This window comes from Flavobacterium sp. N2038 (genome assembly GCF_025947185.1).
Classification (GTDB): Bacteria; Bacteroidota; Bacteroidia; order Flavobacteriales; family Flavobacteriaceae; genus Flavobacterium.
This window is the reverse complement of the sequence record NZ_CP110001.1, coordinates 3,848,688-3,863,343: the sequence shown is the minus strand read 5'-3', so window position 1 is coordinate 3,863,343 and position 14,656 is coordinate 3,848,688. Positions and strand designations below refer to the sequence as shown.

Annotated in this window: 17 protein-coding genes; 11 read left to right on the top strand and 6 right to left on the bottom strand. The window is 32.5% G+C overall.

The features are described 5' to 3' along the window. Positions 1-84: 84 nt before the first annotated feature. From OLM51_RS17110 to OLM51_RS17075, 8 genes are all read left to right on the top strand, one after another. Complete coding sequence (locus OLM51_RS17110; protein WP_264551811.1) at positions 85-621, top strand: NADPH-dependent FMN reductase; 537 nt, start codon at positions 85-87, stop codon at positions 619-621. A gap of 30 nt (positions 622-651) precedes the next feature. After that, entirely contained in the window at positions 652-1,524 is an 873-nt protein-coding gene (locus OLM51_RS17105) for a sugar phosphate isomerase/epimerase family protein (protein WP_264551810.1), read from the top strand. A gap of 14 nt (positions 1,525-1,538) precedes the next feature. Continuing rightward, complete coding sequence (locus OLM51_RS17100; RefSeq protein WP_264551809.1) at positions 1,539-2,438, top strand: Zn-dependent protease; 900 nt, start codon at positions 1,539-1,541, stop codon at positions 2,436-2,438. A gap of 16 nt (positions 2,439-2,454) precedes the next feature. Then, positions 2,455-3,048, top strand: a complete 594-nt coding sequence (locus OLM51_RS17095) for a DUF7010 family protein (RefSeq protein WP_264551808.1) — start codon at positions 2,455-2,457, stop codon at positions 3,046-3,048. Positions 3,049-3,108: 60 nt separating this feature from the next. Beyond that, positions 3,109-3,450 carry a cupin domain-containing protein gene (locus OLM51_RS17090; RefSeq protein ID WP_264551807.1) on the top strand — a complete coding sequence of 114 codons (342 nt, stop codon included), beginning with the start codon at positions 3,109-3,111 and terminating at the stop codon, positions 3,448-3,450. Positions 3,451-3,630: 180 nt separating this feature from the next. After that, complete coding sequence (locus tag OLM51_RS17085; RefSeq protein ID WP_264551806.1) at positions 3,631-4,773, top strand: MFS transporter; 1,143 nt, start codon at positions 3,631-3,633, stop codon at positions 4,771-4,773. A gap of 67 nt (positions 4,774-4,840) precedes the next feature. Further along, positions 4,841-5,773, top strand: a complete 933-nt coding sequence (locus OLM51_RS17080) for a peptidylprolyl isomerase (protein ID WP_264551805.1) — start codon at positions 4,841-4,843, stop codon at positions 5,771-5,773. Between the two features lie 99 nt (positions 5,774-5,872). Next, positions 5,873-6,190 carry a cytochrome c gene (locus OLM51_RS17075; RefSeq protein ID WP_264551804.1) on the top strand — a complete coding sequence of 106 codons (318 nt, stop codon included), beginning with the start codon at positions 5,873-5,875 and terminating at the stop codon, positions 6,188-6,190. A gap of 114 nt (positions 6,191-6,304) precedes the next feature. On the opposite strand, the gene OLM51_RS17070 is transcribed toward OLM51_RS17075, so the two are convergent. The 3 genes from OLM51_RS17070 to OLM51_RS17060 all read right to left on the bottom strand — a co-directional run bounded on the left by OLM51_RS17070 (position 6,305) and on the right by OLM51_RS17060 (position 8,780). After that, positions 6,305-6,700 carry a GreA/GreB family elongation factor gene (locus tag OLM51_RS17070; RefSeq protein WP_264551803.1) on the bottom strand — a complete coding sequence of 132 codons (396 nt, stop codon included), beginning with the start codon at positions 6,698-6,700 and terminating at the stop codon, positions 6,305-6,307. A 396-nt stretch (positions 6,701-7,096) separates the two neighbouring features. Then, entirely contained in the window at positions 7,097-7,651 is a 555-nt protein-coding gene (locus OLM51_RS17065; protein ID WP_264551802.1) for a thioredoxin family protein, read from the bottom strand. Positions 7,652-7,886: 235 nt separating this feature from the next. Next, positions 7,887-8,780: an alpha/beta fold hydrolase gene (locus tag OLM51_RS17060; protein WP_264551801.1), complete on the bottom strand. Its 894-nt coding sequence runs from the start codon at positions 8,778-8,780 to the stop codon at positions 7,887-7,889. Positions 8,781-8,914: 134 nt separating this feature from the next. Here OLM51_RS17060 and OLM51_RS17055 point away from each other — a divergent pair, with 134 nt between their 5' ends. After that, the gene (locus OLM51_RS17055; protein ID WP_264551800.1) at positions 8,915-9,250 is read left to right on the top strand and encodes a tRNA-binding protein; all 336 of its coding nucleotides are present in this window, start codon (positions 8,915-8,917) and stop codon (positions 9,248-9,250) included. An 84-nt stretch (positions 9,251-9,334) separates the two neighbouring features. Here OLM51_RS17055 and OLM51_RS17050 read toward each other — a convergent pair whose 3' ends face one another. The 3 genes from OLM51_RS17050 to OLM51_RS17040 all read right to left on the bottom strand — a co-directional run bounded on the left by OLM51_RS17050 (position 9,335) and on the right by OLM51_RS17040 (position 12,218). Further along, a complete protein-coding gene (locus tag OLM51_RS17050; RefSeq protein ID WP_264551799.1) occupies positions 9,335-9,877 on the bottom strand; it encodes an RBBP9/YdeN family alpha/beta hydrolase in 543 nt (180 codons plus the stop codon). Between the two features lie 124 nt (positions 9,878-10,001). Then, complete coding sequence (locus tag OLM51_RS17045) at positions 10,002-10,370, bottom strand: PUR family DNA/RNA-binding protein (protein WP_213259522.1); 369 nt, start codon at positions 10,368-10,370, stop codon at positions 10,002-10,004. A 69-nt stretch (positions 10,371-10,439) separates the two neighbouring features. After that, positions 10,440-12,218 (bottom strand): ABC transporter ATP-binding protein, encoded by a 1,779-nt coding sequence (locus tag OLM51_RS17040; RefSeq protein WP_264551798.1) that lies wholly within the window; start codon positions 12,216-12,218, stop codon positions 10,440-10,442. Positions 12,219-12,421: 203 nt separating this feature from the next. Here OLM51_RS17040 and OLM51_RS17035 point away from each other — a divergent pair, with 203 nt between their 5' ends. Continuing rightward, positions 12,422-13,528 carry an amino acid dehydrogenase gene (locus tag OLM51_RS17035; RefSeq protein WP_319799960.1) on the top strand — a complete coding sequence of 369 codons (1,107 nt, stop codon included), beginning with the start codon at positions 12,422-12,424 and terminating at the stop codon, positions 13,526-13,528. 195 nt (positions 13,529-13,723) lie between these two features. Continuing rightward, a complete protein-coding gene (gene nusB, locus OLM51_RS17030; protein WP_264551797.1) occupies positions 13,724-14,635 on the top strand; it encodes a transcription antitermination factor NusB in 912 nt (303 codons plus the stop codon). Positions 14,636-14,656 lie beyond the last annotated feature (21 nt).

The window sequence follows — 14,656 nt, the reverse complement described above, 5'->3', positions numbered from 1 at the left end:
AATGTGCTCCAAAAACATTTTAATTCGTTTGTAAATAAATAGTATTTTTAAGGTATAATTTAGAAATAGTTTTAAAACGATATAATGTCTTCTGTAAAAATAAAAATACTTGCTATATCTGGCAGCACCAGAAAAAATTCCAGCAGCTTTAAATTTCTCAAATATATTTCAGAACACCTAAAACCTCAATTTGAAGTAGATATATTTGAGGGTTTAACAAACATTCCGCATTTTAATCCCGATTTAGATACGGAAAATCCGCCCGAAGAAGTGGTTTCATTCAGAAATAAAATAGCGGAGGCGGACGGAATTTTAATTTGTACACCCGAATATGTTTTTAGTCTGCCCGGTAGTTTAAAAAATGCATTAGAATGGTGTGTTTCTACCACTCTTTTTTCAAATAAAAAAACAGGATTAATTACAGCATCTGCATCAGGAGAAATGGGACATGAGCAATTAATATTAGTAATGAAAACTCTCGAAGCTAATTTTAATGATGCTACTCAGCTTTTAATTCAGGGTGTTCGTGGTAAAATTAATGATGAGGGCAAAATTACAAATGAAGAAACAGCGATTGCTCTTCAAAACTTTGTAAATAACTTTGAGAATCAATTTTTATAGTAGATTTACATTCTCAATTGGCTACGTAAAATGATTACACGAAGAAATTTTATCATCAATACAAGTTTGGCTGCTACTGCAGTTCTGGCTTCTCCATCATTTGCTTTTAATAGGATTAAAAAAGAAATAGGTTTACAATTGTATACGTTACGTGATCAGCTTCCTGCAAATGTTAAAACGACTTTAGAAAAAGTAGCTTTGTCTGGTTATACAAATGTTGAAACTTACGGATTTTCGATTAAAGATCAGTTTTGGGGTTTGTCACCAAAAGACCTAAAGAAGATTTTGGATAAAAATGATTTAAAGGCAGTAAGTGGTCATTATAATTTAGGAAGTTTTTTAATAGACGGAAATACTACAGAACTTGTAGCTGCAATTGAAGCCGCGAAGATTCTAAAAAGCGAGTTTCTAACGATTCCGTGGGTTGATGAACTTTACAGAAAAGAAATCAATGACTATAAGAAGATTGCTTTACGATTAAATGAGGCTGGAAAAATGTGCAATGATGCAGGCTTAAAACTAGCGTATCATAATCATGCATTTGAATTTGAAAATCATAATGGAGTTACTGGCTATGAAATTTTGCTAAACGAAACAGATAAAGATTTAGTTTATTTTGAATTAGATTTATACTGGGTAGTTCATTCCGGAAATGATCCGGTCAAATTGTTTAAAGATAATCCAGAACGTTTTAAAATGTGGCATGTAAAAGACATGGATAAAGTAAATCATGATTTAAATACAGAAATTGGTTCGGGCCCTATAGATTTTGTAACTATTTTTAAAGAAGCCAAACTTGCAGGAATGAACTATTTTTTTGTAGAGCAGGAGAATAATTTTGCAGGAGGTGTATTTGATTCTATAAAAACGAGCTGTGAATTTATTTCAAAAAAGATAATCTAAATGGGATATATTTTATGAGAAAACTTTTGTTTCTGGCAGTTGTGATTTTTTATTCCTGCCAATCAAATAAGCAAGAAAATCAGAATCAAAAAGAAACGCTGAAAGAGTTTACAAATCCAGCTCCCTATTTTATAGATATTAAGGCTAATGATATCAAATTAGGAAAGCCAGTTTTTGGAGATTGGTTATATTCTCACAAAGAAAAGGGACAGAGTTTTGAACAATTTATGGAATCAAAACATGTGGTTCCAACAAAAGAGAATAACATTGTTTATTTGCAGCCGATTGGTAGTTTTAATTCAGTTCAAAAAAAACAAATTGAATTGGTTCGTCAGTATTTAGAAATATTTTTTCAGTTAGAAACTAAAGTTTTAAATCAAATTTCAAATGATATAATTCCAAATCATGCCAGACGAATTGGCGATGTAGGTCAGGAACAATTTCTGGCGGGGTTTGTTTTAAATGATGTTTTAAAGAAAGAAAAACCTAAAAAAGGAATCGTCTTAATGGCATTGACTGAAAAAGATTTGTATCCAAAACCAGAATGGAATTATGTTTTTGGGTTGGCATCTTACAGAGATAAAATTGCTGTAAGTTCAATGTATAGAATGAAGGATGAAACAAATCCTGATTTAAGTTTGTCAAGATTACTTAAAATATGTTCACATGAAATTGGCCATATGTTTGGTCTTCATCATTGTATTGAAGCTAATTGTGTTATGAATGGGACAAATAGCATGCCTGAAACAGATACACATTCTATCCGATTATGTTCTCTTTGCCAGAGAAAGCTAAATTCAGGATTCAAATATGATAATGCAAAAAGACTTAATGAACTTGCTGATTTTTTTAAACACAATAATTTGACAGATGAATTACAATTAATGAAAAAAGATATGTTGAGTACCCAATAATAAAAAAAAACAAAAAATGAAATTAGATACAAAAAAAGACCTTGAAAAAGCAATCGGAGGATTGTTTTTTATGATTATAAACACAGCAATATGGACATTGATTGCGGAGTATTATTTGGAAAATAGAGATAACAGAATTGTCGGATTGTTTATTGGTTTTGTCATTTTAGGGTTTGTGTTTTTCTATGTTCGTTTTTCTAAATTTCATAAAGCACTTCCGGATTCTGATGTTGAAATTAAAACTCAGGAAGAAGAGAAAAAGGATAAAAGATTTTTGTTAATTTTTGGCTTGGAAGGGTTAGGAATCTTTTTGGCAAAAAATATTTTAGTAAACATAAATCATAACGAATTGTTTATTCCGTTTTTTGCATTAATTGTTGGATTGCACTTTTTTCCGTTAGGAAAAATATTCAAAAGAAAGTTCGATTATTATATGGGAATCTGGACTTCGGCAGTGGCAATTATAGGGCTTTATATGATAATTCAAAAAGTTACAACTGTAAATATAGCCAATGCAATTGTAAGTATATGTTGTGCGATTTCAACTATTAGTTATGGTATAAAAATGGTCATAAGCGGACAAAAAGCCATAACAAATAAAGGAAACTAAAATTTAAAAAGGAAAGTGACTTTTGGTGTTTATTAGATTAAGAATTAAATTAAAAAAAAGATGCAGGCAACAAGTAAAGAGTTTATAAAAGGCGATGAAATAGAGTGGGAAGTTGTAGGAGAAGGAATTAAACGAAAAATTCTGGCTTTTGATGACAGGGTAATGTTGGTTAATGTACATTTTGAAAAGGGCGGAATTGGAGTTTTGCACGATCATTATCATTCACAGGTGACTTATATAGCAAGCGGCAAATTTGACGTTACAATTAGTGGTATTACTCAGACTTTAAAAGAAGGAGATAGTTTCTATATTCCGCCTCATGCAGTTCATGGGGTTGTATGTTTAGAGAGCGGAATGCTTACAGATGTTTTTAGCCCGGCAAGAGAAGATTTTTTGAAATAAGCGATAAAGAAAATCAGTGAGTATCCGCGTTTTCGCAATAGCGAATCCGTTTAATCGGCGTCAATTTTTAGTATACAGATAACGCAGATTTTATAAAAAAAATAACTTTAATTATAAGTTCAGATTAAATATTGATGGTATTTTTGCAAAATGAATTTATCTAAAACTAATGTACTCTTTATGGCAGTTTGCACTGGTCTTATAGTTGCAAATCTTTATTACTGCCAGCCTTTGATTGTTTTAATTGCCAACGAATTTAAAATTCCAGAAGCCAGCGCCGGAAAGATAACCTATTTAACTCAGGCAGGTTATGCGATTGGTTTGTTTTTTATGGTGCCGCTTGGTGATAAAATTGAACGAAAGAAACAAATTTTAATGACCACTTTTGCCTCGGTTATTGCATTGTTAATTGCAGCAACGGCAAAAAGTTTTTTGATTCTGCAAATAGCTTCTTTGTTAATAGGAATCACATCAATTGTGCCACAGCTTATTTTGCCTTTGGCGGCTTCGCTTAGTACGCAGGAGCAGCGCGGAAAGGTAATTGGAACCATTATGAGTGGTTTATTGGTTGGTATCTTACTTTCCAGAACTTTAAGCGGTTTTATTGGTCAGATGTTAGGCTGGAGATCCATGTTTTATATCGCAGCCGGAATTTGTCTTCTGATCTTTTTTGTAATTCAGGGTAAATTCCCGGTAAACAAACCTCAGTTTCAGGGAACTTATGGTCAATTGATTCAATCTTTGTTTACTCTTATAAAAACACAACCAGTTTTGCGTGAAGCTACAGCCATCAATGTTTTCAGTTTCGCTCAGTTTGGAGCTTTCTGGACAACAATGGTTTTATTGCTTTCAGGTGAACCATTTCATTTTAACAGCGCAACAATTGGTTTATTCGGAATTGTAGGTGCTTCCGGAGCTTTAGCGGCGCCATTGGTTGGTAAAATTGGAGATAAAGGAAATTCAAGAATTGCTGTTGGTTATGGTTGTTTATTGATATTGATAAGTTTTTTGGTTTTTTATTTTTCAGTAGAAAGTGTAATCGGAATTGCAATCGGAATTGTATTTATTGATATTGGAATTCAGGGCGTTCACATTTCAAACCAAACAAGAGTTTATTCGTTATTACCTGAAGCCAGAAACAGATTAAATACCGTATTTATGTCGTTCAGTTTTTTAGGAACAGCAGCCGGATCTGCATACGGATTGTTTCTGTGGAATCTGGGCGGATGGCACGCAGTTGCTATTGGTTGTATGGTTTTATCCCTATTGGCATTAACAGTTTACGGACTTACTTATAAATCAACTTCGAAACGTCGGGACTAAAAAATAGAAAGCATAAATTGATAAAAAATTAATTTGTAAATTTGCATTCAAATAAAAAATAAGAACAATGGAAAACGGAATATACGCTAAATTTAACACTAGCAAAGGTTCGATTTTAGTAAAATTGACACATGATTTAACTCCTGGAACTGTAGGAAACTTTGTAGCTCTTGCAGAAGGAAATATGGAAAATAAAGTAAAACCGCAGGGAAATAAATTTTATGACGGATTAACTTTTCACAGAGTAATTCCAGATTTTATGATTCAAGGTGGTTGTCCAAAAGGAACTGGAACTGGAGATCCTGGATATAAATTTGATGATGAATTTCACCCAAGTTTAAAACACGATCGTCCGGGAGTTTTAGCAATGGCTAATTCAGGACCTGCAAGTAATGGTTCTCAATTTTACATTACTCACGTTCCAACTTCTTGGTTAGACGGAAAACATACTGTTTTTGGTCACGTAATCGAAGGTCAGGATGTAGTTGATGCTGTTGCTCAAGGTGACGGTCTTGAATCTGTAGAGATCATCAGAGTTGGAGAAGAAGCTGAAAAATTTAACGCTATTGAAGCTTTTATCGCTTTAAAAGGTGCTCGTCTTAAAAGAGATGCAGCTTTAAAAGCAGAATCTGAAGCAAAAATGGAGCAATTGGCAGCTGGTTTTGATAAAACTGAAAGTGGTTTACGTTATAAAATGATCCAAAAAGGAGATGGAAAAAGAGCTGAAGCAGGAAAAACAGTTTCTGTTCATTACGAAGGTTCTTTAGAAAACGGAAAAGTTTTTGATTCTTCTTACCCAAGAAAAAAACCAATCGAATTTAGATTAGGTCAAGGACAAGTTATCGAAGGATGGGATGAAGGTATCGCTTTATTGCAAGTTGGAGACAAAGCTCGTTTTGTAATTCCTTCTGATTTAGGATATGGACCATCAGGTGCAGGAGGAGTTATTCCACCAAACGCAACTTTGATTTTTGACGTTGAATTAATGGACGTTAAATAAGAATATACAAGCAATTTAGTATTGTTTTAAATAATAATCCCATATGCCACGGCGTATGGGATTTTTTTATATTTACTTAAAATAAAACTATCCAGGATAATGAAAACAAAAATTTTAACTCTCGCTGTAGCAACATTACTTTTGGTATCGTGTGGTACTAAAAAAGTGCCTGCTGCTCCGTTAACGCCGGCTACACCTGCCGTGATAGAAACTACAAAGGCAACAGAATTAACGCCGGAATTGGCAGAAGGTAAAAACTTATACGAAAACAGTTGTGCAAGATGTCATAAACTGTATGAGCCTGCAAAATTTACAAAAGAAGAGTGGCAGCCAATTTTAGTTCGTATGCAGAAAAAAGCGAAGTTGGATGATCCTAGTATGGCTTCAATAACGAATTATATTCATTCGCAATTGTAATAATTGGCGTTTTGAAGAAGATAACGAAACTATTCAGTAATTTTTATTGAATAGTTTTTTTGTTTTCAGACAGATATAAAAAAACACCTTCACAATATGAGGTGTTTAAAAAAGTTAAGAATGATGTACAGCCGAATTGTCTACTGCTATTATTTTTAAAGTCTTGATGCCGGCAGGTAATTCCCAATCAACTTCATCATTTTCTTTAAAACCAATAATCGCAACACTTAAAGGTGCTAAAATTGAAATTTTAGATTGTTTTAAATCTGCAGACGATGGTAAAACAATTTGAATTTTCATTTGCTTCTGCGCCTTGACATCTTCAATAGTTACCACAGAATTGATTCTGATAACAGAATGGTCAAGCTCGCTTTCTTTACTGATTACAGCGCGATCTAATTCCTGCGAAAGCTGGTTTGCTTCTTTAGTATTTGTAGAATTTTTACTTTTTAAAATCAATTCTCTTAGAAATTGATAATCTGATTTACAGAAAGTGGGTGTTGGATTCATATCTATTTGAATTTATTGTATTTGTTTATAAGGTATTTATTTGAATGAATTTTCTTCTTTTGTATTTAGCATTGCAAACTGTTTCAGGCTTCAAATGAAGGCAGTTTTTTTAAATGCTTTTAAATGGGAAAAACAAAAAAATATCTGACCAAATTGATTTTTGTCAAATAAAAGAATGTTTAAATTGATGTAAATCCTCCGCCTGAAAGAAGAAATGAAATAGACGGAGGCCTAATTAATAAAGGCCTTACTATGTGAGATAAATACAGCACAAAGCGGCTTTCTTGTAAAAGAAAACAGCAATAAAGAAACTGTAAATATTGTTATAGTGCTCACAATGAGTAATTTTAATTTGATTTGCAAAGATAGTAAAACTTTTCTGATTGCTTACAAACTTTATTTCCATTTAATATTACAGCCAATACTTGGCTTCTGGATTTCGCTTAAAGTTCGGTTGTAAATTAAAGCATCGATGGCACTTCTTAAGTCATTTCCGCTTAACGGAATTCCGTTTCCCGGCCTTGAATCGTCTAGTTGCCCTCTGTAAAATAATCTGTCCTGATTATCAAATAAAAAGAAATCCGGTGTGCAGGCTGCCTCATAAGCTTTTGCAATTTCTTGCGTTTCATCAAACAAATAAGGGAAATCTATTTTGTTTTTAAATGCAAATTCGGTCATCATTTCCGGTGAATCTTCAGGATATTTCTCAACATCGTTGCTGGAAATCGCAACGATACCAAGTCCCTGAACACGATAATCATTTGCAATCATCACGATTTCTGTAATAACATGAAGTACAAAAGGACAGTGATTGCACATAAAAATAACAAGTGTTCCTTTTGAACCTTTTAAATCTTCAAACGAATATGTATTATTCGAATTCGTATCTTTTAAATAAAATTCGGGAGCAATTGTTCCAAGCGGAATCATATTTGAAGGAGTTCGTGCCATTTTTACAGATAATTAATTGGATCAAAAATAGCTTTAAATTTCTGCAAATAAAAGATTACAAGAAAGAATTCTTTTTTTAGCCACAGATTTGCTTCGCCTGTTCGCTATCGCTCAGGACACAGATTGAAAAGATTTATAAATGCGTTAAAAAAAGCTCACGCAGATTCTGCAGATTATTTCTTTTAGCAGTCAAAAGAAATCCTTTTAATTCTTTTAATCTGTGGTTAAACTTATTTTAAGAATTCAAAAATTCAAGCAAATCTTTGTTTAATTTATCTTTTTCAGTATAAAAAAGCCCGTGTGGTGCGCCTTCATAAACAATGAAAGTGTTGTTTTTTATGGCTTTCGCTGTTTTTTCTGAACTCACCTCAATTGGAACATTTTTATCGTCGGTTCCATGAATTATTAAGGTTGGAACCTGAATGGTGTGTAACTCATCTCTAAAATCGGTAGTGTTTAATGATTCTGCACATTGCAATGTTGCTCTTGGCGAAGCTACAGAACATAAATTTCGATAATATTCTAATAAAGGCGTGCTCAAAGGTTTGTTAACGATGTTTATGCCAAAAAATATTTTACCAAAATTATCCAAAAAGCCAATTCTGTCTTCTTTAATGGAAGCTGCCGTAATTTCAGTTTTTTCTTTTGGACGTCCTTCAGGATTATCGTCAGTTTTTAATAAAAATGGAATAATGGATGAAATTAAGACTGCTTTGACAACGCCTTTTCCCTGATGTCTGCTAAAGTAACGAACAACTTCACCGCCACCCATTGAGAAGCCTACTAAAGTTACATTGTCTAGTTGAAGCTGTTCTATAATTGCACTTAAATCATCTGTCAAAGTATCGTAATCATAGCCATTCCAGGGTTGTGATGATTTGCCAAAACCACGACGATCATAAGCAATTACCCTGAAATTGTTCTGTACAAGAAACTCAATTTGGTATTCCCACATTTCGTTTGAAAGCGGCCATCCATGAATCAGGATTACCGGTTTTCCTTCTCCGTAATCTTTTATATAAAGTTTTACATTTTGGGCTGTTTCGATATATTTATCCGTATTGTGCTCAAGGATATTAAAATCAGAATCTCTAAGAGATGGGTTATCATTTATTACACTATTTTCCATTAGGTATATTTTTTTACAGTTAGTTTCAAAAAATGAATAGTAAAATTAAATGCAGAACGTAAAAAGCGGTTATAGAATTAATGTTATTAATTACAAAATTAATAGGTTTGTAAATAAACTATATAAAAAGTATAATGGATTTAACCTGGAATGAATTTGAAAGAACAGATATGCGTGTTGGAACAATCATTGAAGTGAATGATTTCCCTGAGGCAAGAAAACCTGCGTTTCAATTAACGATTGATTTTGGAGCTGAAATTGGTATTCGAAAATCATCGGCACAAATTACAAAGCGATATACAAAAGAAGATTTAGTTAACAGACAAATTGTTGCAGTCGTGAATTTTCCCAAAAAACAAATTGGAAAGTTTATGAGTGAATGTCTTGTTCTTGGCGCTGTAGGCGAGGAGGGAGATGTGATATTGCTCGCTCCCGATTTTAAAATACCAAATGGGCTTAGAATAGGATAATTAATATTCAGTGTTCAGCTTTTTACTGCTCAGTTATTTTTTGCTGAATGACTGAATAGTAAAAAGCTGACGAACTAATCTCTTTTATATATTTTCAATTAGTTTCTGCAGGATTATTTGTCCCTCTTCCCAATACTTCAAATCAGAATCTGAATTAATGTGTCCCTGCTGACCTACGTTTACAAAATCACTTCCCCATTTTTCAGCAAAATATTGTTTTCTTTCGAAAGAAGCATAAGGATCATTTTCACTGGCCACTACAATTGATGGAAAAGGTAATTTATAAAGGGGCATTGGTGAAAAATTTCGAATAATTTCGGGAGTATGTTGAGGTGAATCTACATCGGCAGGAGCTACTAATAATGCACCAATAATATTTGGATTATAATTAGTTTCAGCCCAGTGCAAAACTAAAGAAACTGCCAGACTGTGTGCAACTAAAATTGTTGGGTTTTCAAGTTTTGAAATCTCTTCGCTTAAACGATTAATCCACTCTTCTTTAACAGGTTCATCCCAGTTGTCCTGAACTAATCGAATTGAATTTTTGAATTTTTCATGCCAAAAGGTTTGCCAGTGTTTATCTCCTGAATTTCCTAATCCGGGTAAAATTAATAGTTGAGTGTCCATTGCCGTGGATTTTTATTTAAAAGGTTATTATAAAGTTCTATAAAATTAATAGAATTTAAATATATAAAAAAAGTCCAAAATGTAAAACAAATTGGACTCGTACTTTTTAAAAAGTTATTTAGGACTAAATATCGTCAAAATCAATATCAGTAAAGCTGGATCTTTGTCCTTCAGGTTTCTCAGAACCGTATTCTTTTTTAAAATCTTTTTGATGTCTTTCAGAAATTACCTCTTCGCCTTTGTGGTTCAAAACGTATGAAGTCATTTCTTCCAGTATTTCGGCAAAAGCACTAAAATCTTCTTTGTATAAGTAAATTTTGTGTTTTTTAAAATGAAAAGAACCATCTTCCTCAGTAAATTTTTTACTTTCGGTAATTGTGATATAGTAATCGTCAGCTTTTGTAGCTCTTACATCAAAGAAATAAGTTCTTCTTCCTGCTCGTAATACTTTAGAAAAAATCTCTTCTTTTTCTAACATGTCATTTTCTCTCATAATACGTTCTATCATTTTTTGGAATTAATAGTACTCAAAAATCATAAAAAATTATCTATTACACAACAATTAAAGTAATTCTTTTTCCGAAAGTTGTTTTAAATATAACGATGCATAATATCCTTCCTGATTTATTAATTGATTATGAGAGCCTTGTTGAATAATTTTACCATCCTCTAAAATAATAATTTTATCGGCATTTTTAGCCGATGAAACACGATGGCTTACAATTATCGTAGTTTTATCCTTACATATTTCAAATAAGTTATTTAAGATCGTTTCTTCGGTTTCAGTATCAACAGCAGACAAGCAATCATCAAAAAGTAAAATAGCCGGTTTTTTGATTATAGCGCGGGCTATAGAGACTCTCTGTTTCTGGCCACCGGATAGTGTGATACCTCTTTCACCAAGAATCGTATCATATTGCTTGTTGAATGCAACGATATTATCATGTACAACGGCATTTTTGGCAGCTTCAATGACTTCTTCGTCTGTAGCATCCTGATTACCAAATTTGATGTTGTTTTTTATAGTATCAGAGAATAAAAACGCATCCTGAGGTACAATTCCAATATTGTTTCTTAAATCATTCAAATTTAAAGTACTGATTTCTTTTTGGTCAATCGTAATCCTTCCCTCGGTTACATCATACAAACGGGAAATTAAAGATAAAATAGTTGATTTGCCTGAACCTGTTTTACCTAAGATGGCCAGTGTTTCGCCATTTTTAACCGAGAAAGTAATGTTTTTTAATGCCTCAATATTAGTGTCTTCATAAGTATAGCTTACATTTTCGAAAGCGATTGAACCCTGAATATCTGAAGGATTAGGATTATTGTTTTTGATTTCCGGCTCAATTTTCAAAAATTCATTTAAACGCTTTTGAGATGCTTCGGCTTCCTGAACCATAGATGAAACCCATCCTAAAGATGCTACAGGCCAGGTCAGCATATTTACATAAAGAATAAATTCTGCAATTGTTCCGATATTAGCAATTGTTCCGTTGATGTACATTATACCTCCAAAGTATATTACAACCAAATTACTGATTCCGATAAGAGCAATCATTAAAGGCCCAAAAAGGGATTGTACCTTTGCTAAATCTAAGCTTTTGCGCTTGCTTTCGTCGGCAAGGGTAATCATATTATTTTGATGCTGATCTTCTAGAGAATTAGCTTTAATTACTCGGATTCCTGAAAAAATTTCCTGAGTAAAACTGGATACTTTAGACAGATATTGCTGAAAAGTTGTGCTGCGTTTATTGATTTCTGAACTTAATTTAAAAATACAGTAAGAAAGTAGTGGTAAGGGAAGAAGTGTGTACAATGTTAGTAAAGGCGAAACATTGTACATATATATAATAACAATTGCAAAACGAATAAAAGTATTAATCGTATACATTACGGCCGGACCTACGTACATACGAACTTTAGAAACGTCTTCGCTAATACGATTCATTAAATCTCCGGTACGGTTTTGTTTGTAAAAATTTTGAGACAGCTTTTCATATTGACTAAAAACTTCATTTTTTAAATCAAATTCAATATGTCTCGACATTACAATTAAAGTCTGGCGCATTAAAAAGGTTAAAAACCCTGCTACAATCGCACTTCCAATGATTAACAGTACGTTATGTATCAAATCCTGTTTGTAATAATTGATGATTATAGCCGATTTTTGATCTGCATCTGATAATTTTAAAAAGCGTTCAATCACATTAAAAGAGTGACTAACAAGCTTTGGAGTGAATAAAAAGAAAATTTGTGCGATTATGGTGATTAAAATTCCAAAGGAGAAACTATATTTATATTTGATGAAATATTTGTTCAAATAGCTTAATTCTTTCATTTTTTTAAGAAATTCAATGTCGAAATGATTTGGTTTTATAAATTACGTTCAATTAAAAGTAATGAATTGTGTAATTTAATCCGAACAAATCGATTGTTATATTGTTATTTTAAAGATAAAAAATTAGCACATGTGTATTTTTTAATTATGTTTGAGATGTCTTTTTGACAAATTCATAATTTTAACTAATTAATACTAGCGCTATGGATGCAACTTTCGCAACTGGAAAGGAACTTCAAAAAATGGATCCTGTTTTTGGTCAATTATCTTTTGACGATCACGAACAAATTGTATTTTGCAATGACAAAGATACAGGTTTAAAAGCAATTATTGGTATTCATAATTCGGTTATGGGGCCAGCTTTAGGAGGAACTAGAATGTGGAATTACAATACTGAATGGGAAGCATTAAACGATGTTTTGCGTCTTTCAAGAGGTATGACTTTTAAATCTGCCATTACCGGACTTAATATTGGTGGAGGAAAAGCAGTTATTATTGGTGATGCTAAAACACAGAAAACGCCTGAGTTAATGCGTAAGTTTGGTGAATTTGTTCACTCTTTAAGCGGAAGGTATATTACTGCTGAAGATGTTGGAATGGAGACAAAAGACATGGATACTGTTAGAGACGTAACGCCTTATGTTACTGGTATCTCTGAAGAAAGAGGTGGTTCTGGAAATCCTTCTCCAATAACTGCTTACGGTGTTTATTTAGGAATGAAAGCGGCTGCAAAAAGCCAGTTTGGTTCTGATGTTTTAGATGGTAAAAAAGTTTTGGTTCAGGGAATTGGACATGTGGGTGAAGCTTTGGTTGAATATTTAACTAAAGAAGGTGCACAGGTAACAATTACTGATATCAATGAAGAAAAATTATATCAGGTAGCTTCAAAATACAACGCAACTATCTATACAGGTGAAGATTTGTATTCTGCAGATGTTGATATTTATGCTCCATGTGCAATGGGAGCAATTCTAAATGACAATACAGTAGATAAAATTAAAGCTAAAGTTATTGCTGGTGCTGCAAACAATCAGTTGGCAGATGAGAATGTTCACGGTGCAAGATTACAGGAAAGAGGAATTTTATATGCTCCGGATTTCCTAATCAATGCTGGTGGAATTATCAATGTTTATGCTGAATTGGCACATTATGGTAAAGCTGAAATCATGAGTAAAACCGAAAATATCTATAATACTACTTTAGAAATTATCGATTATGCTGTGAAAAACGGAATTACAACTCACAAAGCTGCTCTTACAATTGCTCAAAATCGTATTGATGCAAGAAAAATAGAAAACAGCAAAAAATAATAAAATTAGAATTTATTGTTGAAGAAGTCTCAGCGTCGGTCACAGTTTTTTGATATATCTTAGAGCTATGACCGAAAACTGAGACTTTTTTTGTCGATTTAATTTTATTATAAGCATTGAAATACTTATTTTTGCAGACTAATTTTTAAAAGTTCTTACAAGGTGGTAAATAGAAGACACATACGCGTTAAAGTAATGCAATCCATTTATGCAATGCATCAAAGCGGTTCTGATAATATGGAAAAAGAAGAGAAATTTCTTTTTTACAGCATAGATAACATTCAGGACTTATACCTTATAATGCTTTCTTCATTGATTGAAATTTGCAAAAAAGAATCTGTATTCCTGCATTTATCAAGTAAAAAACACCTTGCAACTGCAGCAGAACGTAATCCGAACGAAAAATTCATCAAAAACAAAATGTTTCAGCTTCTTGCTGAAAGCAATTCTCTTAGTATCGCTTTAGAGAATCGTAAAATCAACAACTGGTCTTTAAATGATGATTATATCATTTTGCTTTTAAATGATATTAAAGCAAGCGATTTGTACAAAAAGTACATGAGCAATAACATCAATACTTTTGAAGAAGACAGACAATTTGTAATTGATTTGTTTGAAAATGTAATTGTTCCTAATGAAAAATTATACGAGTATTTAGAAGACGATAAATTGACTTGGGTTGATGATATTCCGGTTGTAAATACACATATTATCAAGCAATTGAAAGCGGTTAAAACAGAAGACCCGGATACTTTCAGAGTTCCGAAATTATACAAGGATGTTGAGGATAAGGATTTTGCAAAAGACTTGTTCAGACGTACTGTTCTGAATGAAGCTGTTTTAGCAAAAGAATATGATGATAAAACACCAAACTGGGATAGTGAGCGTATTGCAGAAATTGATACCATTATCCTTAAAATGGCAATTTGTGAGTTCTTGAAATTCCCATCAATTCCAGTAAAAGTAACTCTTAACGAATATTTAGAAATTGCAAAAGAGTATTCTACACCAAAAAGTAGTATTTTTATCAACGGAATTTTAGATAATTTGGTTAAAGAACTTGAAGCCAATAAAAAGATGATTAAAGTTGGACGAGGCCTTATGTAATTAGGAAAAATTCCAATAAAT

Excerpts from the sequence above, each read along its gene's own strand:
- OLM51_RS17075 (WP_264551804.1), top strand. The coding sequence starts at position 5,873 with ATGAAAACAAAAATTTTAACTCTCGCTGTAGCAACATTACTTTTGGTA.
- OLM51_RS17080 (WP_264551805.1), top strand. The coding sequence starts at position 4,841 with ATGGAAAACGGAATATACGCTAAATTTAACACTAGCAAAGGTTCGATT.
- OLM51_RS17105 (WP_264551810.1), top strand. The coding sequence starts at position 652 with ATGATTACACGAAGAAATTTTATCATCAATACAAGTTTGGCTGCTACT.
- OLM51_RS17060 (WP_264551801.1), bottom strand. The coding sequence starts at position 8,780 with ATGGAAAATAGTGTAATAAATGATAACCCATCTCTTAGAGATTCTGAT.
- OLM51_RS17040 (WP_264551798.1), bottom strand. The coding sequence starts at position 12,218 with ATGAAAGAATTAAGCTATTTGAACAAATATTTCATCAAATATAAATAT.
- OLM51_RS17055 (WP_264551800.1), top strand. The coding sequence starts at position 8,915 with ATGGATTTAACCTGGAATGAATTTGAAAGAACAGATATGCGTGTTGGA.
- OLM51_RS17100 (WP_264551809.1), top strand. The coding sequence starts at position 1,539 with ATGAGAAAACTTTTGTTTCTGGCAGTTGTGATTTTTTATTCCTGCCAA.
- OLM51_RS17110 (WP_264551811.1), top strand. The coding sequence starts at position 85 with ATGTCTTCTGTAAAAATAAAAATACTTGCTATATCTGGCAGCACCAGA.
- OLM51_RS17095 (WP_264551808.1), top strand. The coding sequence starts at position 2,455 with ATGAAATTAGATACAAAAAAAGACCTTGAAAAAGCAATCGGAGGATTG.
- OLM51_RS17085 (WP_264551806.1), top strand. The coding sequence starts at position 3,631 with ATGGCAGTTTGCACTGGTCTTATAGTTGCAAATCTTTATTACTGCCAG.
- OLM51_RS17050 (WP_264551799.1), bottom strand. The coding sequence starts at position 9,877 with ATGGACACTCAACTATTAATTTTACCCGGATTAGGAAATTCAGGAGAT.
- OLM51_RS17035 (WP_319799960.1), top strand. The coding sequence starts at position 12,422 with ATGGATGCAACTTTCGCAACTGGAAAGGAACTTCAAAAAATGGATCCT.
- OLM51_RS17065 (WP_264551802.1), bottom strand. The coding sequence starts at position 7,651 with ATGGCACGAACTCCTTCAAATATGATTCCGCTTGGAACAATTGCTCCC.
- OLM51_RS17090 (WP_264551807.1), top strand. The coding sequence starts at position 3,109 with ATGCAGGCAACAAGTAAAGAGTTTATAAAAGGCGATGAAATAGAGTGG.
- nusB (WP_264551797.1), top strand. The coding sequence starts at position 13,724 with ATGCAATCCATTTATGCAATGCATCAAAGCGGTTCTGATAATATGGAA.
- OLM51_RS17070 (WP_264551803.1), bottom strand. The coding sequence starts at position 6,700 with ATGAATCCAACACCCACTTTCTGTAAATCAGATTATCAATTTCTAAGA.
- OLM51_RS17045 (WP_213259522.1), bottom strand. The coding sequence starts at position 10,370 with ATGAGAGAAAATGACATGTTAGAAAAAGAAGAGATTTTTTCTAAAGTA.